The organism is Streptomyces lycii (assembly GCF_009735685.1).
GTDB classification, from domain to species: Bacteria; Actinomycetota; Actinomycetes; order Streptomycetales; family Streptomycetaceae; genus Streptomyces; species Streptomyces lycii.
In genome coordinates this window covers 22436-28435 of sequence record NZ_WHPN01000245.1, presented here as the reverse complement: position 1 = coordinate 28435, position 6000 = coordinate 22436, and the positions used below count along the sequence as shown (strand labels likewise).

Genomic DNA, 6000 nt, shown 5'->3' with positions numbered 1-6000 from the left:
GACTCGCCGTGACCGGCGGGCTCGTCGCCGGGGCCTTCGGCGGCTGGCGGGCCTCCCGGCTGCGTCCCGCCGACGCCCTGCGCCGCGTCGCCTGAACCGCCGGCCACCCCGAACCGGGCCGGCCGCCGCTTCCCTTCCGTGCGGCCGGCCCCCACCGACCAGGAGTCGACATGTACCAACTCAGCGGTGTCACCAAGCGCTACACCCGCGGCAAGGAGACCGTCGACGCCCTCGCCGGCGTCGACCTGACCATCCCGGACGGCGACCGGCTCGTCGTCCAGGGGCCGACCGGCGGCGGCAAGACCACGCTGCTCCAGATGCTGGGCGGACTCGACCGCCCGACCGGCGGCAGTGTCGAGCTGGACGGCACCGACCTGGCGAAGCTGGGCGAGTCCGGGCTGACCGCCGTACGAGCCGAGAAGATCGGCTTCGTCTTCCAGACCTTCAACCTCATCCCCACGCTCACCGCGCAGGAGAACGTGGAGACCGCCCTCGTCCCGCTCGGCGTCAAGGCCCGTGTGCGGCGCGAGCGCGCGGCCGAGGCGCTGCGGTCGGTGGGGCTGGAGGAGCGGCTCGGGCATCTGCCCGGCGAGATGTCCGGCGGCCAGCAGCAGCGGGTGGCGATCGCCCGGGCCCTGGTGAAGGAGCCCCGGGTGCTGCTCGCCGACGAGCCGACCGGGAATCTCGACGAATCGACACGGGACGACATCGTGACGCTGCTGGAGGGGCTGTGGGCCGAGCGCGGCCTGACCTTCGTCATGGTGACGCACGACAGCGCCGTCGCCCGGCGCGCGCCCCGGCTGGCCACCATCGACCGGGGGCGGCTGACGATCACCGATCGCCGTCCCGGGCCGGGCACCGGCGGGGCGGGCGCGGCCGGCGGCTCCGGCGGTCCTCCGGCCTCCGGTCCGGCCTCCGGTCCGGCCGCCTCTTCGGGGGAAGGCGGCGGGGCCGGAAGCACGGCGGGTGGGGCGGCCGCGGGTGGCACGGCAGGCGGCACGGCGGAACCGGCCGTTACGGAGGGGGCGCCGGCCGGCCCCTGAGGCGCGCGCCCGCGTCCGCCCCGGGCGTGGCAGCCGCCGTCGTCGTCCGGGGGCCGCTCCGAGGGGCCGCGGGGGCTCTCCCCGTTCATCCGGCGCGGGCGTGAAGGACGGCCGTGCCGTGTCCCCGGCTGCAGCGCGTGCCCCTGGCTGTCGCGTGCCCCGGGCCGCCGCGGGCGCCCTGGCTGTCGCGTGGCCACGGCCCGGGCTGGGGCCCGGGGACGGGTCGGGGCCCGGATTGGGGTCCGGGCCCCGATCGAAGTCCGGGTTCGGGTCGGGGCCCGGGGTCGGGTTGAGGTTCGATGCCGGGTCGGGGTCCGGTTTGGGGTCCGGATCGAAGTCCGGGTCGGGATCCGGGTCCGGTTTGGGGTCCCGGTCCCGGTCCCGGTCCCGGTCCCGGTCCCGGTCCCGGTCCCGGTCCCGGTCCCGGTCCGGGGCGGGGTCCGGTGCCGAGTGACGTCGGCCGTGTCGCCCGCCGGCCCGGTGTCAGCCGAGCGCGACCAGCCGTTCGCACAACTCGGAGCGTTCGGCGGGCGGCAGCGCCGACTCCACCGCCAGCTCGAAGGACTCCTCCGTCAGCCGCTCGGCGCGCTGCCACCGTTCCGCCAGGTCCGGGATCTTCCCGGCCCGCTCGACCAGGGCGTCCGCCGCGTCCTCGGGCCAGGCCGTGCGGAGCAGCCGCGCCCGGCCGCCGCCCGGGTCGGCCACGACCGCCTCCGTTACGCCGAGGCCGCAGGCGCGCAGGGCGGCGAAGTGCAGCCCGCCGCGGAGTTCGCGCAGCAGCATCAGCGCGTGCCCCAGCGAGGCCGGGCCGTCCGTGGGCGCGGGCCGCTCGGCCGCCCGCCAGCCCGCGAAGAGCGGCAGGGCGGAGGCGTCGGCGCCGTCCACCACGCGGTGGGCGAGCTGGGCGGCCCGTACGGACTCGGGCGTGCCGGTCAGATGGTTGCGCGCCCAGTCCCAGCAGCCCGCCGAGTAGGCCGACACGGTCTCGGCGGGGGTGAGTTCGGCGCTCTGCTCGTACGCGTACGTCACGACCCAGGACGGGAAGATTCCCAGCACCTCGGTGGCCAGGAGCGGCGACGGAGCGCCGAGCACGTCGGCGCGGCCGCGGAAGTACAGCAGGCGTTCCGCGAGACCGAGGGCGGCGCCCCGGGCGTTCAGCTCGGGTGACGTCATGAAGCGGCCGCCGAGGCGGACGACGGCGCTGAACGTGTCTGCCGCGAATGTCATCTTCGGAACGTACAACGGGTGGACGGCCCGGGGGACTTGTTCACCGCACTTCGCCCGAGACGGTCACGGCCGCCGGGCCCTCACGGCCGGAAAGCCGTTACGGCCCCGGCCCCGGCCCCGGCCCCGGCCCCGGTGCCGGTGGCCGTGCCGTCACGTCGCCGGGCCGCCGGTTCGGCGACGCCGCGCCGCCGACCGCCGGGACCGCGCGCCCCGCCGGGGTCACGGGACTCTGCCGTACAGCCGGTAGTTGGTGGCGACGGCCACCGCCGCGGCCACCACCAGCCCGAGCACCACCGATTTCCCGAGGGTGGCACCGCTGAGGTCGGCCAGCACCCCGAAGGCGCTCCCCGCCAGTGCCCCGCAGACCGCCGACCGGACCTCCCGCAGCACCCCCGCGGGCAGCAGCCGGGCCACCGCCAGCCAGAGCACCAGCAGCGCCGCCCCGGCGACCACACCCGTCACCAGTGCCCTGGTGCCGGAGCCGCCGGAGTCGTGGGAGAGAAAGGCCGCGTAACAGCCGTAGACGACGCTGATCAGGGTGGGGCGGCCGACATGCGAGCGCCGCAGTCCCCTCCCGGCGGGCCGGGCGTGCCGTGCGGGGATCCGGTGCCGGATCGCGTGCGTCTGCATGGCGGGGCTCCTCTCTGCCGGGTGTCCCCGCACTTCCAGGGCACACCCGGCGGCCCGCCGCGTCAACTCGATCAGGCCGGCTCGAACAGCGGGGCGGGGGCGGGAGCGGGGGCGAGGCAGGGCGCTGACGCTCCGGGCGCTGCCCGTCCTTTCCGGGCGGACGGCCCGAAGGCCCTGAGGGCCCGACGGCCGGTCGGCCCCAACCGTTGGTCGGCCTCGACGGCCTCGACGGCCTCGACGACCGGTCGGCCGGACTCCGGAAGCGTCCTGAGGGCCGGGAGTCCGGGAGGTCCCGGGGGACCGCAGATCCGGGGGACCGGAGATCCGGGAAGGCCGGAGGTCCGGCCGGCCGGACCGGTGCTCCGGCGCCGGTGCGCGCGGGCTCAGGAGACGCCGCTGTGCGTGTACTGCGGCCAGCCCGGCTGGTGCGGCATGGCGGTCAGCATGTCGTCGGGGACGGTGGACGGCACTTCCCAGCTCCCGGTGTACGGGGACGAGCCGTAGGAGTCGTAGAAGTCGTAGCCGTAGTCGGTGGTGCCGTCGGTGTTGCGGCGGTGCCGCCCGGAGCGGGTCTCACCGGACGGGCCCGCCGCCGCCCACGGCGGGGACAGCCGTCCCTCGGCCGACAGTTGCTGCGCACGCGCCACGAGCCGGGCGAGGTCGAGGCCGAACTCGGCGGCGAGCACCTGGAGGTCCACGCCGGTCTGCCAGCTGCCGACCAGCAGGGCGTCCATCGCGCCGGTCCAGCGCGGCTCCCGGGCCGTGTGCTGCTGCGCCTGCTGGTGCTGGAGCTGCTGCTGGACCTGCTGGGCTTGCTGTGCCTGTTGCGCCTGCTGGTGGTGCACCTGCTGCTGGGCCTGCTGGTGCTGCTGGTAGAGCGCCTGCTGCTCGTGGTGCGGATCGGGCGCCACCGGGGCCTCCGCCGCGGGGGCGGCCATCCCGGGGACGGCCGCCGGAGTCTCCGCGGCCACCGGATCCTGCTGCTCGTCGGAGGACGTCGACAGGTTCGAGGCCAGCAGTTCGTCGGCCACGCCGCGGGCGTCCTCCTTCCCCACGGTCCGCCGGGCGACCCGTACCTCGCGTTCGTGCAGACCCAGGACGCCGGCCACCGCACCGTCGCTGCCCACCGTGACGGCGAACGCCGCCAGCAGGCGTGACCTGTGTGCCTGTGCCTCGTCAAGGGCCGTCTGCGCGGAACGCACCTGCTCGTCGCTCAGACAGAAAGCTTCTGCCAACACCGTATTCCGATCCCACCACTGCCGCGGCTCCATGCCCGCGACAACGGGCCGGACCCCGGTCCGGTAACCCTCCGCATGCGTGTCGATGCGCCAAGTGAGTGGTATGTCGCATGAACGTTTTGCCGGATCGATGACGGTCGTTCAAAACGCTTTTCCGTGCGCGAGGCGACCCGGAGGCGCGCGTTGCCGGGGCGGTGGACCGGGAGGGGTGGGGGAGCGGCGGCGGGCGGGGCCGCGACGGTTCGCGGGTGCGGGGGCCGGGGCTGCGGGGCGCCGGGGAGCGGCCGGCGGGTCTTCCGGCGGGGTGGTGCTCCGGATGTAACAAGTGGCTGAGGGGTATGGCGTTCCGGGTGGGGCGCTCCTACAGTGGGAGCGCTCCCACGGCCCCACCCCCCAGGAGAGTTGGATGCGAGCCCCTTGTCATGCGCACGGCGGTTTTCTCATGCGTGTGCTGATCGCCCTGTCCGCGGCGGTCCTGCTGATCACGATGCCGTTCGCCGGAGAGTCCTCCGCCCACGGGTCGGCCATCGACCCGGCCTCCCGGAACTACGGATGCCTGGAGCGCTGGGGTGACGACCACCAGAACCCGGCCATGGAGCAGGAGGACCCCATGTGCTGGCAGGCATGGCAGGCCGATCCCAACGCCATGTGGAACTGGAACGGGCTCTACCGCGAGAACGTCGGCGGCAACCACCGGGCGGCCGTCCCCGACGGCCAGCTGTGCAGCGCCGGCCTCACCCAGAACGGCCGCTACGCCGCGATGGACACCGTCGGCGACTGGGTGGCGAAGGACATCGCCAACGACTTCACGGTGAAGGTGCACGACGCGGCCCAGCACGGCGCGGACTACTTCCTCGTCTACGTCACCAAGCAGGGCTTCGACCCCACCACCGAGGAACTCGGCTGGGACGACCTCGAACTGGTCCGTGAGACCGGCGCGTACGCGCCCGGTGAGGGGACCCCCGAGGACGACCCGGAGCTCGGCGGCGTCACCGTCTCGATCGACGCGAGCGCCGAAGGGCGTACCGGACGCCACATCGTCTACACGATCTGGCAGGCCGCTCACCTCGACCAGCCGTACTACCTGTGCAGTGATGTGAACTTCACGGGCTGAGGCCGGACGAGGGCACGACCGGAGGCGCCACCGCTCCCCCCACGGGCGATGGCGCCTCCCTCTGTGTGCGTTCGCGGCCCGCTGCCGCCGTGTCCTTTCGTCCGCGCCGTCCGCGACCGCTGCCGCTGTGTCCTTTCCTGCGTGCCGTTCGCGGACCGCCGCCGGCACCCTCACCCGTTCCGTCCGTTCCGTCCGTGTCGTTCGCGGTGGTCAGCCGGTCAGCCGGTCAGCCGGTCAGCCGGTCAGCCGGCCTGTTGGCCAGCCGGTCAGCGGGCCTGTCGGTCTGCCGGCCGGGTGGCAGGTCGGAAGGTCAGCAGGTCGGAAGGTCAGCAGGTCAGCAGGTCGGCAGGTCGGCAGATCGGCCGGTCGGCCGGTCTGTCGCGTCACGGCCGGGCGGACCGGTTCAGTGCGCCGTCCGCGGGGGCCGCGCCGGGCGGCGGCCGGCCGAGCGGACGAACAGCCCGAGCACCGTCGAGTTCACCAGCGCGGACACCACGACCACGGCGAAATAGCCGCCCGTCCCCGTCTCGGGCAGCAGCAGAAGGCCGAGCAGGCTGGTCGGCGCCGTGAGGAACAGCGGCCACACGCCCGCGAACGAGGCGTCCTGGTGCTGGACGAGGGCGGCGTCGACGGCCACCCACGCGAGCAGCGCGAAGCACACGGCCAGATAGACGCCCGAGGCCCGGTTGCCGACGACGGTCCGGAAGACGCGGGCTGCGCGGCTGTTGTCGTTCATGGTGTTCCCCTC

General features: G+C 74.8%; 5 protein-coding genes and 1 pseudogene. 2 read left to right on the top strand and 4 right to left on the bottom strand.

The window, feature by feature from the left end; all coding sequences use genetic code 11:
* Positions 1–170: 170 nt before the first annotated feature.
* Positions 171–842, top strand: a pseudogene (locus GCU69_RS10270) (ABC transporter ATP-binding protein); the annotation flags it as partial.
* Positions 843–1526: 684 nt separating this feature from the next.
* Here GCU69_RS10270 and GCU69_RS34335 read toward each other — a convergent pair.
* The 3 genes from GCU69_RS34335 to GCU69_RS33555 all read right to left on the bottom strand — a co-directional run bounded on the left by GCU69_RS34335 (position 1527) and on the right by GCU69_RS33555 (position 4138).
* Positions 1527–2270 carry an SCO6745 family protein gene (locus GCU69_RS34335; RefSeq protein WP_098753696.1) on the bottom strand — a complete coding sequence of 248 codons (744 nt, stop codon included), beginning with the start codon at positions 2268–2270 and terminating at the stop codon, positions 1527–1529.
* Positions 2271–2489: 219 nt separating this feature from the next.
* Positions 2490–2900: a hypothetical protein gene (locus GCU69_RS10260; protein ID WP_098753698.1), complete on the bottom strand. Its 411-nt coding sequence runs from the start codon at positions 2898–2900 to the stop codon at positions 2490–2492.
* Positions 2901–3283: 383 nt separating this feature from the next.
* Complete coding sequence (locus tag GCU69_RS33555; protein WP_235978381.1) at positions 3284–4138, bottom strand: hypothetical protein; 855 nt, start codon at positions 4136–4138, stop codon at positions 3284–3286.
* A 442-nt stretch (positions 4139–4580) separates the two neighbouring features.
* Between GCU69_RS33555 and GCU69_RS10250 the strand changes: the two genes are divergently transcribed.
* Complete coding sequence (locus tag GCU69_RS10250) at positions 4581–5252, top strand: lytic polysaccharide monooxygenase auxiliary activity family 9 protein (protein WP_218037910.1); 672 nt, start codon at positions 4581–4583, stop codon at positions 5250–5252.
* A 403-nt stretch (positions 5253–5655) separates the two neighbouring features.
* Here GCU69_RS10250 and GCU69_RS10245 read toward each other — a convergent pair whose 3' ends face one another.
* Positions 5656–5988, bottom strand: a complete 333-nt coding sequence (locus tag GCU69_RS10245; RefSeq protein ID WP_098753700.1) for an SCO4225 family membrane protein — start codon at positions 5986–5988, stop codon at positions 5656–5658.
* Positions 5989–6000: the final 12 nt, after the last annotated feature.

Excerpts from the sequence above, each read along its gene's own strand:
- GCU69_RS34335 (WP_098753696.1), bottom strand. The coding sequence starts at position 2,270 with ATGACATTCGCGGCAGACACGTTCAGCGCCGTCGTCCGCCTCGGCGGC.
- GCU69_RS10260 (WP_098753698.1), bottom strand. The coding sequence starts at position 2,900 with ATGCAGACGCACGCGATCCGGCACCGGATCCCCGCACGGCACGCCCGG.
- GCU69_RS10250 (WP_218037910.1), top strand. The coding sequence starts at position 4,581 with ATGCGTGTGCTGATCGCCCTGTCCGCGGCGGTCCTGCTGATCACGATG.
- GCU69_RS10245 (WP_098753700.1), bottom strand. The coding sequence starts at position 5,988 with ATGAACGACAACAGCCGCGCAGCCCGCGTCTTCCGGACCGTCGTCGGC.